Below are 17,330 nucleotides of genomic sequence, written 5' to 3'. Positions count from 1 at the left end.
GGTAGGTTAGCCTTGGCTGAATTTGCTGGCCGGTCCCTGGACCGGCGGAAATGTCCTTGAAGGGGGCCACTGATGAAACCGGTTCGGAGAGCACGCTGGGCAACAGTCGCGGTCGCGACGGTCGCGTTGACGCTGGGCCTGACGGCCTGCGGCACGTCGAGCGACGACGGCGGGTCCGGCGGCGAGCCGGTCACCATCACCCACGCGCGCGGCTCGACCACCGTGACGGGCACGCCCAAGAAGGTTGTCGCCCTGGGTAATCAGTGGCTCGACACCGCCCTGGCGCTGGACGTGACGCCGGTCGGTTACATCGACAACGTCGCCGCGGTGTCCAAGAGCACGCCTCCGTGGGAGCCGAAGACCCTGGAATCGGCGAAATCCCTGAGCACCACGGGCAATGTCGCCGAACAGGTGGCGGCGCTGGAGCCAGACCTCATCCTGGTCGATCCGTTCATCGCCGACCAGAAGACCTACGACGAGCTGTCCAAGGTCGCCCCCACCCTGCCCGCGCTGGGCAAGGACGCGGTCACGCCGTGGCCCGATCTGGTGACCACCTTGGGCAAGGTGCTGCGCCGGCAGGACGCCGCCGCGAAGGTGATCGCCGACGTGAACAAGCAGATCGAGGCGATCGGCCAGGCCAATCCGGGACTGAAGGGCAAGACCTTCGCCAGCACCTGGCTGGGCAGTCCGACCCAGCTCATGGTGCTCACCGACCCGAACGACGGCTCCAGCAAGCTGTTCACGCAGCTGGGTATGACTATTCCGGCGAATCTCACCGAGCAACCGTCGAACCAGGGGCGGCTGTCGCTGTCCCCGGAGCGCGTCGACCAGCTGAGCGCCGATCTGCTGCTCGCCGGCTACACCCCCGGTTTGGACGAAAAGTACCGGCAGCTCCCGGGATACAACGATCTGCCCGCGGTGCGGAAGGGCTCGGTCGTGTTCCTGACCACGCAGGAGATCAGCGCGATCAACCAGCCCACCGCGCTGTCGGTGCCCTACATGCTGACCAAACTGGAGCCTGCGTTCGCCGCCGCGGCGAAGTAGGCGACCCGCTAGGACGCGAGGCGTCCGCCCGCCAGGACCACGCGGGCGGACGCCCATTCGCGCGACAGCGCAAGCAGATTGCGAAGTTCGGTAGTCCGGTCACCCGCGGGGAAACGCACGGCATGCCGCGGGTACGACGGCGGCATACCGTGCAGCTTCTGGCGGGTGGCCTCGGCAATACCGCGAGCGTAGGTGCCGAGGTCTGGGGTCTCGCCGGTCTCGGGGTCCGGCACGAACTGCTTCAGATGTAGCAGTGCATCACGGATCTCGACGGTCATCCGATAAAGCCGCGCATTCGAGCCAGGATGCTCGGTGTGTGCCAGTGGCAGCACCACCTCAGGAACGGCGGTCGTGAGGTCGTGCCACATCGGACGCAACTGCCGACAGCATCGACCGGCCCGATCCAGCCCCGCATGGATAAGTACCGCGTCGACCAGCGGGATCGAGATCAGCATGGCCAGGATCGCGAGCACGGTGAACGAACCCACCGCCCACCCGGCGCTCATGTGCTGCGGCGACACACCGGAGAGCGTGCACAGCGACCGGTAAACGGAGGCGATGGCGGTGTAGAGCGCGACCGCGAGTAACGCACAATAGGTCGACTTCTCCCGGGTCGTCGCGCCGGGAATGCGGAGATCTCGAATGCACGCACGACCGAGTAACCCCGCGATGACGATGAGACATGCGTCGACCGCCATCCACAGCACCCCGTCCCAGTCCACAGCGGGCAACACCGCTGGGAACCAAGCCATCTCGTTGATCGCGGCGCAGCACGCCACCACGAGCCCGGCCAAGGTGGCGATCGTGTCGTATCGACGCTGCCGCCGCCATCCTTTCCGCAGATCCCTCCCGCCGAGTGTCACGACGAACCCGAAAGCGTTGGACAGGGCCAGAAAGCCGACGGCCAAGAACACCCGCTGCGCCAGATCCGGATAGCCGATGCCTGCGACGAACGCGTACGCGGACACCGCGCTGACATCCCAGGTCAGCGCGCGATTGATCAGACGATCGGTGAGTGTCTCGTTGACCAGGAACCAACGGCCGCAGATCACACCCAGCACAAGCACGACGATGATCGTCGTGAACACGGGCGGCGCGGAATTCATCGGCGCCGATTGTAGGTCGCGTCCGACGGCCACACCCGGGCCAGGCCGAGCAGCATCCGCAGTTCCGAGGTTCGATCGGCGGGACGCGGCAGTACCAGGGCGCCGGGCCGGGTGGCCGGCGGCGCACCTCGCGCCTTCGCGCGACCGGCCCGGGCCAGCACCAGTGCGTAACTCCGGTTGTCGGACGGGCCGGGTACCGCTGCGGTGTCCGGCATATACGGCCGCAGTTGCAAGAGCGCGTCCCAGATCTCGACCGTCATCCGATACCGGCGGTGCGCGGAATCCGGATCTCCCGACTCGTCTTGCGCCAGCACCACTTCCGGCACGGCACTGGTGAGGTCACGCCACATCGGGCCGAGGCGGCGGCAATGCCTGCTCGCCCGGTCCCAGCCCAGGCGCGCGGACAGGACGTCGATCAGTCGGACCGAGAGCAACGCGGTGGCGACGGAGAACGTGGCGAAAGTGACTATCGTCCACACCTTGCCCGGTTCGGAGGGCGGTGCGCCGAGCAGCGTCCGGACACTGCCGATGGCGGAACCGCAGGTCCAATAGACGGCGAGCACGAGCAGCGCGCCGAACAGCAGCTTTTCCCTGATCGTCAGGCCGCCGGAGCGCAACTCCCGGATACAGGCATGCACCATCATGTATCCGGCGATCCCGCCCGCGAACGAGACCACCGCCCACACACCGGTGGCCCAGCGGAAGGGCAACAGATCGTCGAGGAAGGATTCGGCCAGCACGATGGTGGCCGCCGCGACCGCGGCCGTGGTGTCGTACCAGCGCTGCCGGTCGCGCGCCTCGTACCGGGCCTGGCCGTCGAACAGCAGCCGCGCGAACCCGTATGCGGCGGCGCCTGCCATCAAGCCGCAACCCAGAAACAATCGCCGACCCAGCTCCGGCGCACCGGCCGCGTTGGCGATGCCGTGCAGCAGGAAGCCGCCGATCTCCCAGCTCCACAGGCGATTGAGCAGCCGATCCATGCTCGAGTCCCGCACCAGCAGCCAGCGCCCGGCCGTCACGATCGCGGCGAACATGCCGACCGAGAGGATCAGCAGGGCAGGTACGGAATTCATCGTCGACGACTGTAACCGGCGGGTGCACTCGTCCGGGCGGCCTGTCGAGCCGAGCTCGCGGCCGCCGGACGAGTGCGACCGATCAACTCTCCGCGGCCTTGCGGTACCCGCGGACGGCGAGGGCGCCGAAGACCAGCACCAGACCGACCGACCACGCGACGGTCTGCAAGAGCGGCACCGCGACCGGACCGCCCACAGTGAATCCGCGCATCGCCTCCACCGCGCAGCTCATCGGCTGGCCGCGCACAATCGGCTGCAACCAGCCCGGATAGTTCTCGATCGGGACGAAGCCGGAGTTGAAGAACATCGCGAGCAGCACGACCGCGGCGAAGATCTGCACCACCTTGTCACCGATGCGGCTGACCCCCACCACGATCACCATCGGCGTGAATCCCGCGATGACGATCACCGGCACGATCAGCACCCCCAGTACGCCCAGCAGACCCTGCTCGAAACGCAGCCCGAGGATGACGCCGACGATGAGCACGATCGCCGTCGCGGCCACCGCGCGCAGGCATTCGGCGAGCAGTCTGCCGATCAGTCCGGCCGAGCGGTTGATCGGCAGCACCCAGAAGCGCCGCAGCAGACCGCTTTCCCGTTCGCCGTACAGCGAGAGGCCGGTGCCCATCGCCCCGTACATCGCGCCGGACACGGCGATCATCGGCACGAAACCGTAGATCGCGTCAGGGCCGTCGCCGAGGTCGAGCGACTTGCTCAGCACGAGATCGAACATGAGCAGCAGCAGGATCGGCAGCACCAGCGTCGTGGTCACCACCTCCTGCTGCCTGCTCCAGCGGCGCAGCAGTCTGCCGGTTTCCACCAGGCTCTGATCGACCAGGGTGCTCATCGCCGCCGTCCTTCCACCCACACCGCCACGACCATCGCCGCGATCAGCAGTCCGGCCACCCAGATCGCGGCCACCGTGCTGGTCGAGGTGAAGCGGCCGTCGGACAACTCCCGCAACGCGCCCGCCACCTGGGATACCGGTTGGTTACGCACGAACGGCTGGATCCAGCCCGGAAAACCTTGCGCGGGCACGAAACCCGTCGACATCATCAACAGCAGCAGTTGCGGCGCGAACAACACCGTCGCGCCGAGTTCGGGATTGGCCGTCGCGGTGCCGAGCGCGTCGGCGGCGACCACCACGGCCGCGCCGAACGCCAGGATCAGTACCAGGAACGCCACCGTCGCGCCCGCCCCGTGGAAGCGGAAACCGAAGAGCGAGCCGATGGTCAGCGCACCGGCCAGCGCGGCGAGGGCACGCACCGAGTTCGCCGAGATCCGAGCGGCAGGCGGTACCCACGGCGGCACCGGCATGGACCGCAGCCGAGTTCCCATGCCACCGGCCACTTCTCGCGCCGCCCGGTCACCCGCGAACATCGCGGTGAAGAACATGGCCTGGACCGCGATCAACGGGAGCAGGTACTGCGCGTAGTCGATGCCCGTCGCCTCCATCGAACGACGCAGCGGCACATAGACACAGACGAAGAAGGTCAGCGGCGCCGCGAAGGCGAGGATCAGATCTCCCTCCCGCACCGCGGCGCGAATACCACGGCCGCTCAACGCGGTCCATTGCATGCCGTTCGGCACCCGCAGGACGGTGGCGGCGGTCATGCGGTGGCCTCGGCGGCGGGTTTGGTCAGCTCGATGAACACCTCGTCGAGCGAGGGCCTGCGCAAGGCGATGTCGATGAGTTCGATATCGGCCTCGGTGATCCGGCGCAGCGCCTCCCCCAGCGTGGCCGCGCCGTCGGGCGCGGGCAGCGAGACCCGGTCGGCGGATTCGGCGACGGTGATCTCGCCGAGCCCGGTGAGCGCGGTGACCACCGCGGGCAGCTCGCCCGGATCGGCGGGGACCACCTCGCAGTAGCTCGCGCCGGTGCGCGCTTTGAGCTGGTCGGCGGTGCCTTCGGCGATCACGGTGCCCTTGTCTACGACGATGATGTTGTCGCTCAACACATCCGCCTCTTCGAGGTACTGCGTGGTGAGCAGGATCGTGACGCCCTGCTGCTTCAGCGCGCGCACCAGACCCCAGAGGCTCTGCCTGCTCACCGGGTCGAGTCCGGTGGTCGGCTCGTCCAGGAAGACCACCTGGGGCGGACGCACCAGCCCGCAGGCGATATCGATGCGCCTGCGCATGCCGCCGGAGTACTGGCCGACCCGGCGATCGGCGGCCTGCTCCAGCTCGAATTGGCCGAGCAGTTCGTCGGCGCGCGTCTTGGCCTCCTTGCGCCGCAAGCCCATCAGGCGGCCGAACAGCACCAGGTTCTCCCGGCCGGTCAGCATTTCGTCCAACGCCGCGTACTGGCCGGTGAGCATGATGGACGCCCGGACCGCGGCGGCCTCCCGCACGACGTCGTACCCGGCCACCAGCGCCCGCCCCGCATCCGGCTTGGTGAGCGTCGAGAGCACCGACACCGTGGTGGTCTTGCCCGCCCCGTTCGGGCCGAGCACACCGAGCACACTGCCCTTCGGCACCTCGAAGCTGATGCCGCGCAACGCTTTCACCTCGCCGAACGACTTCTCCACGCCCTCGACGACGATCGCGGCATCGGCCGAAACCGTGCCCGCCGCCGTTTCCCTGCTCGAATCCACCGTGCTGCTCTCCGTCCTTGCTACGTACGAATCGTCGTTGGTGCCTGTGAATCCCGATCAGGGCGGACCCGGCCACCGCCGAGTCCGCCCGTTGTCTACCTGCCCGAGCCGGGCGATCAGCCGAGCAATGTCACCACCTCGTCGAGGGACGCGCCGCCCAGTATCGCGGTGACCGGCAGCTCACGCTGTAGTTCGACTTCGATGCGCTTGCGTAAGTCCAACGCCTGCAACGAATCCAGCCCGAGGGCGACGAGCGGCACGGACCCGTCGATGGTCTCGGTGGTGTCCATGCCCATCACCGCGCGCAGCGCGAACCGCACCTGCTCGGCGGTGTTCGGGGCGGTTACCGGAACGGCCGCAGTCCGGGGCTCGGGGGCCACGGGCGCGGGCACCGGGACCGGATCGGCCGGTGCTTCACCCTGCTCCGCCGGGAAGTCGCCCAGATCCAGCGTGCTGAACAACGGGTCGAATCCGAAGGCGGAGAACAAGGTAGCGAGCCGGTCCCAATCGGCGGTCGCGATGATGACGTTCTCCGCGCGCGTGGTGAGGCCCGCGGCGATCGCGCTCGCGGGTTCCATCGGCCGCAGGCCGGTGCCGCTGATCGCCGCCAGCGCATCCGCCTGATCCGCGCCGACCGCGCGCCACAGACCCCACTGCACCGACGTGCTCGCGATGCCCTGACTGCGGTAGCGCGCCGCAGCCGCGTCGAGCATGCGGTTCACCGCGGCGTACGCCATGTGGCCGCGACCGCCGATGGTGGCCGACAGCGACGAGCACAGCACGACACGGCCGTTCGACGTGCGCGGGAAATGCTGGACCAGATGCTCGAGCGCGCCGACCTTCGGCGCCGCGGCCGCGCGCACCGACGCCGGCGTGAGCTCGGCGGCCGCGACATAGTCGACCGCCGCGTGCACGATCAAATCCGCCGGCGTCGAACGGTATTCGTCGGCCAGCGCGCGCACCGCCGCCGCGTCGGTGACATCGCAGCGCCGCACGACCACCTCGGTGGCACCGAGCTGTCGGATCTGTTCGATCCGCGCGAGCGCCTCGGCGGTACCGCCCGACCTGCTCAGCAAGGTGATCCGCCCGGCGCCGTCGCGGGCGAAGCGCTCGCAGAAGTCCAGCCCGAGTTTGCCGGTGCCGCCGACGATCACGACCTCACGCACGTCGTCCGCGCCGAGTGACGGCACGGTCGAAACATCTTCGGCGACGAGCCGTTTCGCGTAGACGCCGCCCTCGCGCAGGGCCAGCTCCGGCTCCCGTGCGGTGTGCAGCGCCACCATGAGCGCCTTGGCCGAGTCCGGCAGCGGCAGACCGGGAGCGAGATCCACGTGCCGGAACGAGACACCGAGGTGATCAGCGGCCAGGCACCGGAACCCGGCCTGGGCGGCGGCGTGGAACAGATTCGGCACATCGGCCTCGAGCACCTGCTCCCCGCCGACGGTCACCAGCCACACATCCCGCACGCCGTCGAGCCTGGGCAACCGCGCGCGATCGCCCAGGAACTCGGCGAGTTCGGCCACCGCGGCTTCGGTCGTCGGGTCATCGAGTTCCGGCAGCACGACGACCGCGGTATCGAAAGCCGTTCCGGCACTGTGCGTGGCCGCCGCGGGATCGACGATCGTCACCCCGTGCAGCGCGGCGGCGTCCCGCAGCGCCGCGACCAGTTCGGCGCTGCGACCACCGTGCTCGAGCACCGCCATGGTGCGCGGCGGCACCAGTGCCCGGCTGCGCAAACGCACCCACTGCTCGACGATGCGCTGGGCGGGCACGGTGCGCTGTTCGGTTCCGGCGGAACTCGGCGCGGTAGCAACGACGTCCGGCGCTGCGGTCCGCACCGCCGTGTGGTCGTAGGCCGCCCACAGGTGCTTCGGGTTCATCTGTGTGTTCGGGAAGTCGAGCAGCGGGAGCCGCGGCGCGCCCGCCGAATCGGTGCGCAGCGCGGACCAGTCGTAGCCGAGGTCGCTCACCGCGACGAGTCCGAGGTTGCGGGTGAACTCGCGCAGATCGGTGGCCGTCCGGCGCGAGGTGCCGATCGTCTGGAAGTCACGCTGCTGCGCGACGGTGCTCAGGTTCTCCTGCACCGCGAGGAAAAGCGCCGGGTGGTCCGCGATTTCGAGGTAGGTGTCGACGCCCCGTTCGGCCGCCAGCGCGATCGCCAGATCGAACCGGACCCGGTTGCGCAGGTTCCAGTACCAGTAGTCGCCCACCGGCAGATCGGGTGTGATCGCCGTGCCCAAAGTGGAACCGATACATTCGATCTCGGTCGCGGTGAACTCCGGGCGGTCCAGTTTGGCGGCCAGCGAGTCGTCCAGGAAGCTGTCCCGGAACTCGGTCACCACGGAGGTGTGCGCCGGGTAGCCGACACGAATCTCCTTGGCGAACTTGCCTTCCGCGGTCAGATCGGCGACCACCTGCGCGACCGTCCGGCGCTCACCGCCGATGGCGAGCACGTGCGGGGAGTTGATCACCGACAGCTCGGCCCAGCCGGAGTGCCGCGCCAGGATGGCCTCGCATTCCTCGCGATCGACGCCGACGACGGCCATCGAGTACTTGTCTTCGCGGTCTTCCTGTTTGGCGATCGTGTCCACGAGACCACCGCGCAGCGTCACCACACGCACGGCGTCGGCCAGCGTGATCACGCCGGACACCACACCGGCGGCGAGTTCACCCTGGCTGTGCCCGACGGTGACGCCCGGGACCACTCCGGCCGCCCGCCACATCGCCGCGAGGCCGACCATCTGCATGAACAGCGCGGGCTGCACGATACGTAGCAGGTTGTGACCCGGCTCCGATTCGGCGAGCAGGTAGGACCGCGGCGACAGCTCGAACAGGTCCTGGAAGACCGCCTCCGCCTCGTCCACCGCGGCGCGGTAGGCGGGCGAGTTCTCATAGAACATCCGGCCCATGCCCGCGTACTGACTGCCCTGTCCCGGGAAGATGTAGCCGATCTTGCGGGCCTTGGCCGCACTCCCGGTCGCGATCACGGCCGCGTGCGGCTCGCCCGCCGCGACCGCGCGCAACGCCTCGACCAATTCGACGCGCTCGGTGACCATGGCCAGCGCGCGACACCGCCGCGCCACCCGGGTCCGGAACAGCATGTCGGCCACCTGATCCGGGCCCACCGCGGGATGTGCCTCGAGGTAGGACAGGATGGCGGCGGCTTCGCGGCGCAACGAGTCCGGCGCGTCCGAGGACAGCAGCACCGGGATGCTGCCGTCCGGCAGGCGATGGCTAGACATGGATCTCCTCCTCCAGCACGGGCATCGCGATGACCGCGTGCGCGTTCGTGCCCGCGACGCCGAATGACGAGACGGCGGCGTAGCGCACGCCGTCGTGCGGCGCCCAGTCCGCCAACCGCTCGGCCAGGCGCAGCCCCGACTGCGCCCAATCCAGCTGTGTGGTCGGGTTTTCCGTGTGCCTGGTCGGGGCGATCTGCCCGTGCAGTCCGCTCAGCAGCACCTTGATCAGGCCGAGCATGCCCGCGGCGGCCTGCGCGTGGCCGAGGTTCGATTTGACCGAACCGAGTAGCGGACGATTGTCGCCGTTGTTCGCCGCACCGTAAACCTGTGCCAGCGCGGTCAATTCGAGTGGATCGCCGACCGCCGTGCCGGTGCCGTGTCCCTCGATCATGCCCACCAGTTCCGCCGGGATACCGGCGGCACGCACCGTTTTCGCGATCAGCTGCGCCTGCGCGGCCGCGCTGGGCACCGCGATGGGTGCGCCCGCGCCGTTGTGGTTCACCCGAGTGGCGAGGATCCGTCCGTAGACCCGATGTCCCAGCTCTTCGGCACGCGATTCACGTTCCAGGACAACGACACCCGCGCCCTCACCCCACAGTGTGCCCAGGGCGTCCGCCGAATACGGTTTGCACTGCCCGTCCGTGGAGAGCGCGTTGGCCTTGGCGAATTCGAAGAAACCGGCGAGCGAGCCCATCACGCAGACACCGCCGGCCAGCGCCCAGTCGCATTCCCCGTTGCGGATCGCCGACGCCGCGAGGTGTACCGCGGACAGCGACGACGCACATGCGGTGTCCACCGTCATCGACGGACCGGACAGTCCGAGGGCGTGCGAGATCCGTCCGGCCACCGCGCCCAGGGCCGCGCCGGTCGCCCGATATCCGGTGTGCTCGTTGGCCTCGTCGCCGCGCGGACCGTACTCGGTGTAAGAAGCGCCCATGTAGCAACCGATTTCCGCACCGGCCAGGCTCGCCGGGTTGATGCCCGCGTTCTCCAGCGCCCGCCACGCCACCCGAAGCGCCACCCGCTGCTGCGGATCCATCGCCACGGCTTCGCGCGGCGTGATGCCGAAGAACATCGGATCGAATTCGGCCGCGCCGTCGAGGAACCCGCCCGCGTCGCGCACCTGGCTCCAGCCGTCGGTGCCGGCCGCGGCCATCAGCTGCTCGATCGGCCAGGACCGGTCCCGCGGAAACGGGCCGATCAGATCGCGTGATCCGGCCAGCGCGGACCAGTACGCCGGCAGGGTGTCGATACCGCCCGGCGCCTCTACCGCCATGCCCGCCACGACGATCGGGTCGTCGATCCGCTGTGCGCTCATCGGGTCGCCTCCGCCGAAACCAGCTCGGCGGACAGGATTTCCGCGATGCCCTCGACATGATCGTTGAGATAGAAGTGCCCGCCGTCGAACATCGTCACCGCCAGTTTCTGCTCGGTGTGCTGCTGCCAGGCGAACAGATCGCCGATACCGACGAACTCGTCCTCGCTGCCACCCATCACGTGGATGCCGGTGCCGACGGTGACATCCTTACCGCAGGTGTAGGCGTCGAACGCGCGGTAGTCGCCCTTCAACGCGGGCAACGCCATACGCATCAGCTCGCGGTTGGCCAGCAGGTCGGCGCCGGTGCCCTGTAGCCCGCCCACGTGATCGAGCAGTTCGTCGTCCTCGGTCGGGTGCGGTGGCATATCGGCGACCTGCCACGGCGCGCAGGCGCCGGAGACGCCGAGCAGCCGGACGGGTACGCCCGCGGCGTCGGCCAGCCGGGCGAATTCGAAGGCGACCATGGTGCCCATGCTGTGGCCGAAGATGGTGATGGGCACGCCCCGGTTGAACGGCGACCGCGCGAATTCCTCGAACGCGTCCGCGGCGGTCTCCTGGATGGTCTCGCGCACCGGCTCCTGCGCCCGATCCTGGCGGCCGGGGTATTGCAGCAGCACCACATCGAAATTCGCGCTCAGGGCCTTGGAGAAGGGCCGGTACGTCGAGGCGCCGCCGCCCGCGTGCGGACAGATCACCAGTGGTGGGTTGTCCGCGGACCGCGGTTTGTGAAACTTTCGGATCCAGCCCGGTGTACTAGCCATTACCTGATCTCCTGCCTGGCACCGCAATGCGGTGCGTCACTGCCACATCCGTCGCATGACCAACATCCCCAGGTCCGAGTCGTCGAGGACCTCGGTGTCGCCGATGCGGCGATCGGCGTCCTCGGCGATGGCGCGCAGGGTGTTGATGAAAGCGGACTCGATGATCTGAACGTCGTTGTCGTCGAAGGAGTCCTCGGCGTAGAAGACGACGACCTGAAGGGGTTCACCGGGGAACAGCAGGTCCGCGGGGAAGATCATGATCAGCAGCGCGTTGTCGGTGGCGCCGCGGCCTTCGAACGACACCAGCTCCAGTTGCTCCGCGCCGAGCAGCCGCACCAGTTCGTCACGGCCCGACGGATAGGACTGGAACACGAACATGCTGTCGAACAGCCTGCGCGCGCCCGCGGCCCGGTTCGCCGAGGTGAGGCGGTACTGCTGGAATTCCATGAGCTCGGCCCGGCGGCGCTGCACGTCGGTGAGCCGGTCCCGCCAGCTCTGCCCGGCGGGTAGCTCGATGGCGACCGGAACGGTGTTCACGAAGCAGCCGATCGCATTGTCGACCTCGTCCAGATCGGCCGGACGGCCCGACACCACCTCGCCGAAAACCGCTGCGTCGCCGCCGGTCACGTGGCGCAGCACGTTGGCCCAGGCCAGCTGGCAGACCGCGCTGAAGGTCGTGCCGACCGTCGCGGCCAGCTCGGTCAGCGCGTCGGCAACCGCGGCGTCGACCGGGAAGCGATGCGCCACCGGCACTTTCGAGCCTCCTGGCACTCGGTTCGGCGCGACCACGCAGGGCTGCACGCCGGCCAGGTACTCGTTCCACACGGCCTCGGTCGCCTGTTCGCGGTCCTCGGTGAGCCGCAGGAACTCGGCGAAAGTGGCGGGGTTGCCCAGGGGTTCGGCGGTGCCGCCGCTGGCGTAGTCCGCGAAGATCTCGCGCGGCAGCAGCTGACCGGACCAGCCGTCGGTGAGGATGTGGTGCGAGGCGAGCACCAGCATGTGCTCGCCCGCAGGCAGATGCACCACCGTCGCCCGCATCAACGGACCGCGCGACAGGTCGAACACGCCCGCCTGATCCGCGTCGAGGAATTCCAGCAGGCGCTGTTGGGCGTCCGGCTTCGACGCGAAATCGACCTCCTCGACCAGGAATTCCATCCGCTCGGCCACGACGGCGTACGGCTGCCCGGCATGCGAGACCGAAATGGCGACGCGCAGATTCGGATACCGATTCAGCACGTTGTTCAGCGAACGGGTCAGTCGCGCCACGTCGAGCGTGCCGCGCACGGTGATGGTGGTCTGCACCGTGTAGGCGTCGCGGCCCGCGCTGCTGATCGCCGTGAAATACAGCCCGGCCTGCAGGGGCGCAAGGGGATACACGTCGGCGTAGCGGCCGTAGAGCGACTGCCAGCGGTCGAGATCGAGCTGCGTCACGTCGCGGGCGAGTACGTCACTCGGGGTCAAGCGTCGCGTGGGATCCTCGCGCACGGTCTTCGCCAGCTCGCGCAGTGCGCCGGTCCACAGATCGGCCAGTTCCCGAACGTCCTGCTCGGACAGCGGGCCCGACGGGTACCGGAACGACGCCCGCAGCACCGGATCGTCGTTGTCCAGCAACGCGACGGTGTTGATGTCGAGCAGCGCGGGCGCGGGCATGGTCGCATCGGCATGGCCGCCCAGATATCCGAATTCCGGTGCGGCGTCCCATTCCTCGACCTGGCCCGCCGCGTCGGGAACGGCGAACCGGCCCATGTAGTTGAAGCTGAGCTGCGGCACCGCGGCGGCGGCCAGTTGCGGTGCGGTGTCGGTGTTGAGCCGCCGCAGCAGACCCCAGCCGATGCCGGAATCGGGTACCGCGCGCAGTTGCTCCTTGACGGCCTTGACCGCACCGACCATGTCCGGCTCGGCCGCGACGGTGAGCGCGACCGGATAGGCGGTGGTGAACCAGCCGACGGCATTCGCGAGATCGACTCCGGCGAACAGGGTTTCGACGCGACCGTGCCGCTCCATGGTGAGCTTGACCGAGTCGGCGTCCCGCTCGCGAACCTGCCGGAACCGCCGGGTCGCCACGGCGAGCGCGGCCACCTGGATGTCCAGGAAGTCGCAGCCGAAGGCCTGCGCCGCGGTGGTCATCAGGTAGTGCGTGTCGGCGGTGTCCAGCTCCGCGGTGACCTCGCGCACCGTCGCCACGGTGTCCACGGCGGCATCGAACGCGCGATCGCCGAGCAGCGGATCGGCACTGTCCGCGATCGCCTGCCACCACGGCAACGTCTCGACCACCGAGTCGGCCTGGGCCAGCTGGACCAGGCCGGTGTTCCAGGCCTGCACCGAGGTACCCAGGTCGGCTGCCGAAAGTTCTTCGCCCGCCCAGAGTCTGCGCAGGTCCTCGTGGATGACGCGCCACGAGACACCGTCGACCACGAGGTGGTGCAACACCAGCAGCAAGCGTCCGGCGGTGCGATCGTCGGTGTGCACCCAGGCCGCACCGACCATCCGGCCCGCCGCGGGATCCAGGCCCTCGGCGATGCGGCGCAGCTGCTCGTTCAGCACCTCGGACGCGCTCGATGCCCATGCGGCACCGTCGATTTCGATGTCGTGCAGGCTGGGCCGGGTAAACGGCTCGTCCACGCGCGGCACGTAGTAAGCGGTTCGGCCGTCCGGTCCGGCCGCCAGGCGGGCGCGTAGCAGCGGATGCCGGTCGACCAGCCCGTCGAGCATCGCGCCCAGCCGCTCGAGCGTGCTGCCCACGGGGGTCACCACGGCCGTCGCCTGGCTGTAGGCGGCGTAGTCGGTGCTCTGTTCGATCAGCAGGGTCGCGATCGGGTTGAGCGGAATCCAGCCGGTGCCGTCACCGGATTCGACCAGCGCGGGCGCGGTCGACAGATCGATCGGCGCGGTGGCGGCGGCGATGAGCGCGATGGTGCGCGCCGCGAACAGCGCGCTGGTGCTGATCAGCAGGCCACGCTTCTTGAGCGCCGATGCCATCCGGATCGCGCTGATGGAATCGCCGCCGAGCGCCAGGAAATCATCGTCGGCGGCCAGCTCGACCTGCGCGGTGAGGCCGAGCACCTGCCGGATCACCTCGGCGACCGCCTGCTCGGCCGGATCACGCAGCGCCCGTCCGCGACCGGTGTCGCCGCCGAGATCCGGCACCGGAAGCGCCTTGCGGTCCAGCTTTCCGTTCGCGGTGAGCGGCAGCGCCGCCAATTTCACCAGCGCCGTGGGGATCATGTATTCGGGCAGCCGATCGGCCAGGAAAACCCGGATGCCCCCGGCATTCTCGGCCTCGGTGCCGGACTCGAACGCCGATCCGGCCTCGGGCACGTAGTAGGCGACCAGGGCCGCGTCGCTGTCGCGGTTGATCGCGATCGCCGCGGCCGCGGCGATGCCCGGCACCTGGCGCAGCACGGAGCCGACCTCGCCGAGTTCGATGCGATGACCGCGCACCTTGACCTGGTCGTCGATCCGGCCGAGGTACTCCATACTGCCGCTGGGATGCCAGCGCACCACGTCGCCGGTGCGGTACATCCGCGCGCCGGGCTCGTCGGCGAACGGGCAGGCGACGAAGGTCGCCGCACTCAGATCGGATCGATGGTGGTAGCCCTGGGCGAGTTGCACTCCGCCCAAATACAATTCGCCGGTCACCCCGGGCGGCACCTGGCGCAGCCGATCATCGAGCACGTAGACCGTCGAATTCCATTCCGGTTGGCCGATCAGTGCCGACCGGAACTCCGCGGGCTTTGCCAGCGCGCCCGCGAAGTTCTCGTGCATCAGGTCCATGGCGGCCTCGGTCGGCCCGTAGAGGCCCAGGACCGTACCGCCGAACACCCGGCTCGCCTCCTCCACCAGCGGCGGCGGTACCGCCTCGCCCCCGAGGTAGACGAAGCGCATGGACTGCAACCGGGCCGGATCGGGCTCGGCGTCGAGGAAGGCCCGGGTCACGCTGGGCACCAACGAGATCTGGGTGATCTGGTGCCGATCGATGATGCCGGCCAGCGCCTCCACGTCGGCCTGCCACCAATCCGGCGGCGGCAGCACCGTGGCCGAGCCGGTGCAGAGCGCGTTGACCAGTTCGAAGACCGAGACGTCGAAGCCGATCGGCGCCTTCTGCAGGATGCGTTCCGCGCCGAAACCCAGGTAGTCGCGCATCCACTGGACGTGGTTGACGACACCGCGGTGGTGGTTCACCACGCCCTTGGGCCTGCCGGTGGTGCCCGAGGTGTACAGCAGGTAGGCGGCGTCGAGGGGATGGATCGGGCGCTCGAGTTCGTCGGGCCGGATCGCGCTGTCATCGAGGCGCGCCGCGGCCGCGCGTTCCGACTCGTCGGCGAGGTCCAGGACCGGCACTCCCGCAACGCATTCCGGGTCGAGCAGGCGTTCCGGGCGGGCCGAGCGAACCAGTAGGGCGGGTTCCGCGTCGCTGAGCATGAACTCGATCCGATCGGCAGGGTAGCTCGGATCGATCGGAACGTAGACGGCGCCGGTGCGCAGCACCGCCGCGAACACCACCGGCAGCCATTCGCTGCGCTCGGCGAAGACGCCGACCCGATCGCCCGCGCGCACACCGCGTTCGAGCAGTCGCCGGGCGAAACGGTTCACCCGCGCGTCGAATTCGGTGTAGGTCAGTTCCAGCTCACCGAAGATCACCGCGACCCGATCGGGGTACCGCCGCGCGGATTCACGAATCATCGCGTCGACGCTGTCCGCCGCGATCGGCACCGCACCACCCCGCGACCAGCTCTGCACCGCGGCGCGATCGGCCGCGCTGAGCACGAGCAACTCGTCCACCCGGCGGTCCGCCGCGGCAGCGGCCAGCGTCTGATCGATGTAGTCGTGCAGCCGTTCGATCGTCGACTCGTCGAAAAGATCGGTCCGATAGGTGATCTGCACGTCGACCCGGTCGCTGTGCAGGAAGGCCTCCACGGCGATCGGCAGCAGCGACGCGCCGTGGTCGGCCAGCTGCCAGCTGGTGACCGCGCCGGGCAGCTGTGGTCCATCGATCTGCTGATCCAGGAACAGCACCATGGTGTCGAACAGCGCGGAGCCCACGTTGCCGGTCGCGCGGTTGACCGCGCGCACCACGCCCTCCTGCGGGAAGTTCTTGTGCCGGAACGCTTCCGTGGTCACCGCACGCACATAGCCGACCAGCTCGGCGAAGGTGCCGGCCGGACCCGCGCCCTCCCCCAGCGGGTTCAGCCGCAGCGGCAGCATATTGCTGAAATTGCCGATCAGCAGTTCCATGCCGGATTCTTCGCGGTTGGCGACGGTGGTACCGATCACGATGTCGGCTTGTCCGGTAACCTGGCGCAGCGCAACGTAATACGCGGCGAGGAAGACCGCGAACGGCGTCGTGCGCAGCGCCGCGCTGAGGGTACGCAGGTTGGCGTCCGCCGCCGCACCGAGCAGGCGGTCGAGCCGGCTACCGGTTTCGGTGACCAGCGCGGGACGCCGGTTGTACGGCAGCGGCAACTCGGGCACCTCGCCGTCGAAGCGGCTCGCCCAGAACTCACTGTCCGCGCGGTGATCGGCGGTCTCGAAGCGGTCCTGCTCCCACTCCGCGAAGTCGGCGACCTGGCGGCGCAGCGGCTCGACGGTGAGCGCGCCGGTCAGCGCCTCGCGATAGAACCGCTCGACGTCCTTCGAGAGCGCGGGCAAAGTCATGCCGTCCCAGGCGATGTGCTGGATCACGACGATGACGACCAGCCTGCGCGCGTCGACCCGCACGAAATCGAGCCGCATGCACGACTCGTTCGACAGGTCGAAGGTCTCGTGCGCGGCCGCGGCGACCCGAGCGTCGAGGGTGCGCTGCGCCTCGTCGGCCGCGAGACCGGTCAGGTCGAATTCGCGGACGCGGGGCGCGAGTTCGGGATGAATGCGCTGATACGGGTTGCCGTGCTCGTCATTGTGATAGGTGGTGCGCAGCACCTCGTGCCGCTGCACCAGGGCCAGAAAGGCTTGCCGCAGCGCGTCGTCGACGACCTCGCCCTCGAAGGTCAGCGCCAGGCACAGGTTGTACGCGGTGCTGTCCGGCGAGATCTGCTGGTGCGCCCACACATAGCGTTGGCCGAAGGACATGGCCGCGCGGGACGGATCCCGGCGCTGCGGCACGGTAGGAGTGCCCGCCAGGCCCTCGGCGGCGAGCCTGGCCCGCATCGCTTCCTGCAGGTCTTCCAGCGATCGCATCTACGTCAAACCAAT

At 69.0% G+C, this 17,330-nt stretch carries 10 protein-coding genes; 1 reads left to right on the top strand and 9 read right to left on the bottom strand.

Translation table 11 applies throughout. The features are described 5' to 3' along the window. The first annotated feature begins 72 nt into the window (after positions 1–72). The gene (locus O3I_RS04450) at positions 73–1,044 is read left to right on the top strand and encodes an ABC transporter substrate-binding protein (protein ID WP_014981697.1); all 972 of its coding nucleotides are present in this window, start codon (positions 73–75) and stop codon (positions 1,042–1,044) included. Between the two features lie 8 nt (positions 1,045–1,052). Here O3I_RS04450 and O3I_RS04445 read toward each other — a convergent pair whose 3' ends face one another. The 9 genes from O3I_RS04445 to O3I_RS04405 all read right to left on the bottom strand — a co-directional run bounded on the left by O3I_RS04445 (position 1,053) and on the right by O3I_RS04405 (position 17,315). Beyond that, on the bottom strand, positions 1,053–2,150 hold the full coding sequence (locus tag O3I_RS04445) for an MAB_1171c family putative transporter (RefSeq protein ID WP_141692259.1): 1,098 nt from the start codon (positions 2,148–2,150) through the stop codon (positions 1,053–1,055). After that, positions 2,147–3,223 carry an MAB_1171c family putative transporter gene (locus O3I_RS04440; protein ID WP_014981695.1) on the bottom strand — a complete coding sequence of 359 codons (1,077 nt, stop codon included), beginning with the start codon at positions 3,221–3,223 and terminating at the stop codon, positions 2,147–2,149. The genes O3I_RS04445 and O3I_RS04440 overlap by 4 nt, the downstream gene beginning before the upstream one ends. An 82-nt stretch (positions 3,224–3,305) precedes the next feature. Next, entirely contained in the window at positions 3,306–4,070 is a 765-nt protein-coding gene (locus tag O3I_RS04435) for an ABC transporter permease (RefSeq protein ID WP_014981694.1), read from the bottom strand. Continuing rightward, the gene (locus O3I_RS04430; RefSeq protein ID WP_014981693.1) at positions 4,067–4,837 is read right to left on the bottom strand and encodes an ABC transporter permease; all 771 of its coding nucleotides are present in this window, start codon (positions 4,835–4,837) and stop codon (positions 4,067–4,069) included. Before O3I_RS04430 ends, O3I_RS04435 begins: the two co-directional genes overlap by 4 nt. Continuing rightward, positions 4,834–5,817 carry a daunorubicin/doxorubicin resistance ABC transporter ATP-binding protein DrrA gene (locus O3I_RS04425; protein ID WP_014981692.1) on the bottom strand — a complete coding sequence of 328 codons (984 nt, stop codon included), beginning with the start codon at positions 5,815–5,817 and terminating at the stop codon, positions 4,834–4,836. The genes O3I_RS04430 and O3I_RS04425 overlap by 4 nt, the downstream gene beginning before the upstream one ends. A 116-nt stretch (positions 5,818–5,933) precedes the next feature. Beyond that, positions 5,934–9,059: a nocobactin polyketide synthase NbtC gene (nbtC, locus tag O3I_RS04420; protein WP_014981691.1), complete on the bottom strand. Its 3,126-nt coding sequence runs from the start codon at positions 9,057–9,059 to the stop codon at positions 5,934–5,936. Beyond that, entirely contained in the window at positions 9,052–10,377 is a 1,326-nt protein-coding gene (locus O3I_RS04415) for a polyketide synthase (protein ID WP_014981690.1), read from the bottom strand. The genes nbtC and O3I_RS04415 overlap by 8 nt, the downstream gene beginning before the upstream one ends. Then, positions 10,374–11,138, bottom strand: a complete 765-nt coding sequence (locus O3I_RS04410; protein WP_014981689.1) for a thioesterase II family protein — start codon at positions 11,136–11,138, stop codon at positions 10,374–10,376. The genes O3I_RS04415 and O3I_RS04410 overlap by 4 nt, the downstream gene beginning before the upstream one ends. Positions 11,139–11,174: 36 nt before the next feature. Beyond that, positions 11,175–17,315: a non-ribosomal peptide synthetase gene (locus O3I_RS04405; protein WP_014981688.1), complete on the bottom strand. Its 6,141-nt coding sequence runs from the start codon at positions 17,313–17,315 to the stop codon at positions 11,175–11,177. Positions 17,316–17,330 lie beyond the last annotated feature (15 nt).

Source organism: Nocardia brasiliensis ATCC 700358, from assembly GCF_000250675.2.
In the GTDB taxonomy this organism is placed as follows: domain Bacteria; phylum Actinomycetota; class Actinomycetes; order Mycobacteriales; family Mycobacteriaceae; genus Nocardia; species Nocardia brasiliensis_B.
The sequence above is the reverse complement of the archived record's forward strand: the minus strand, read 5'-3'. Positions and strand labels throughout refer to the sequence as shown.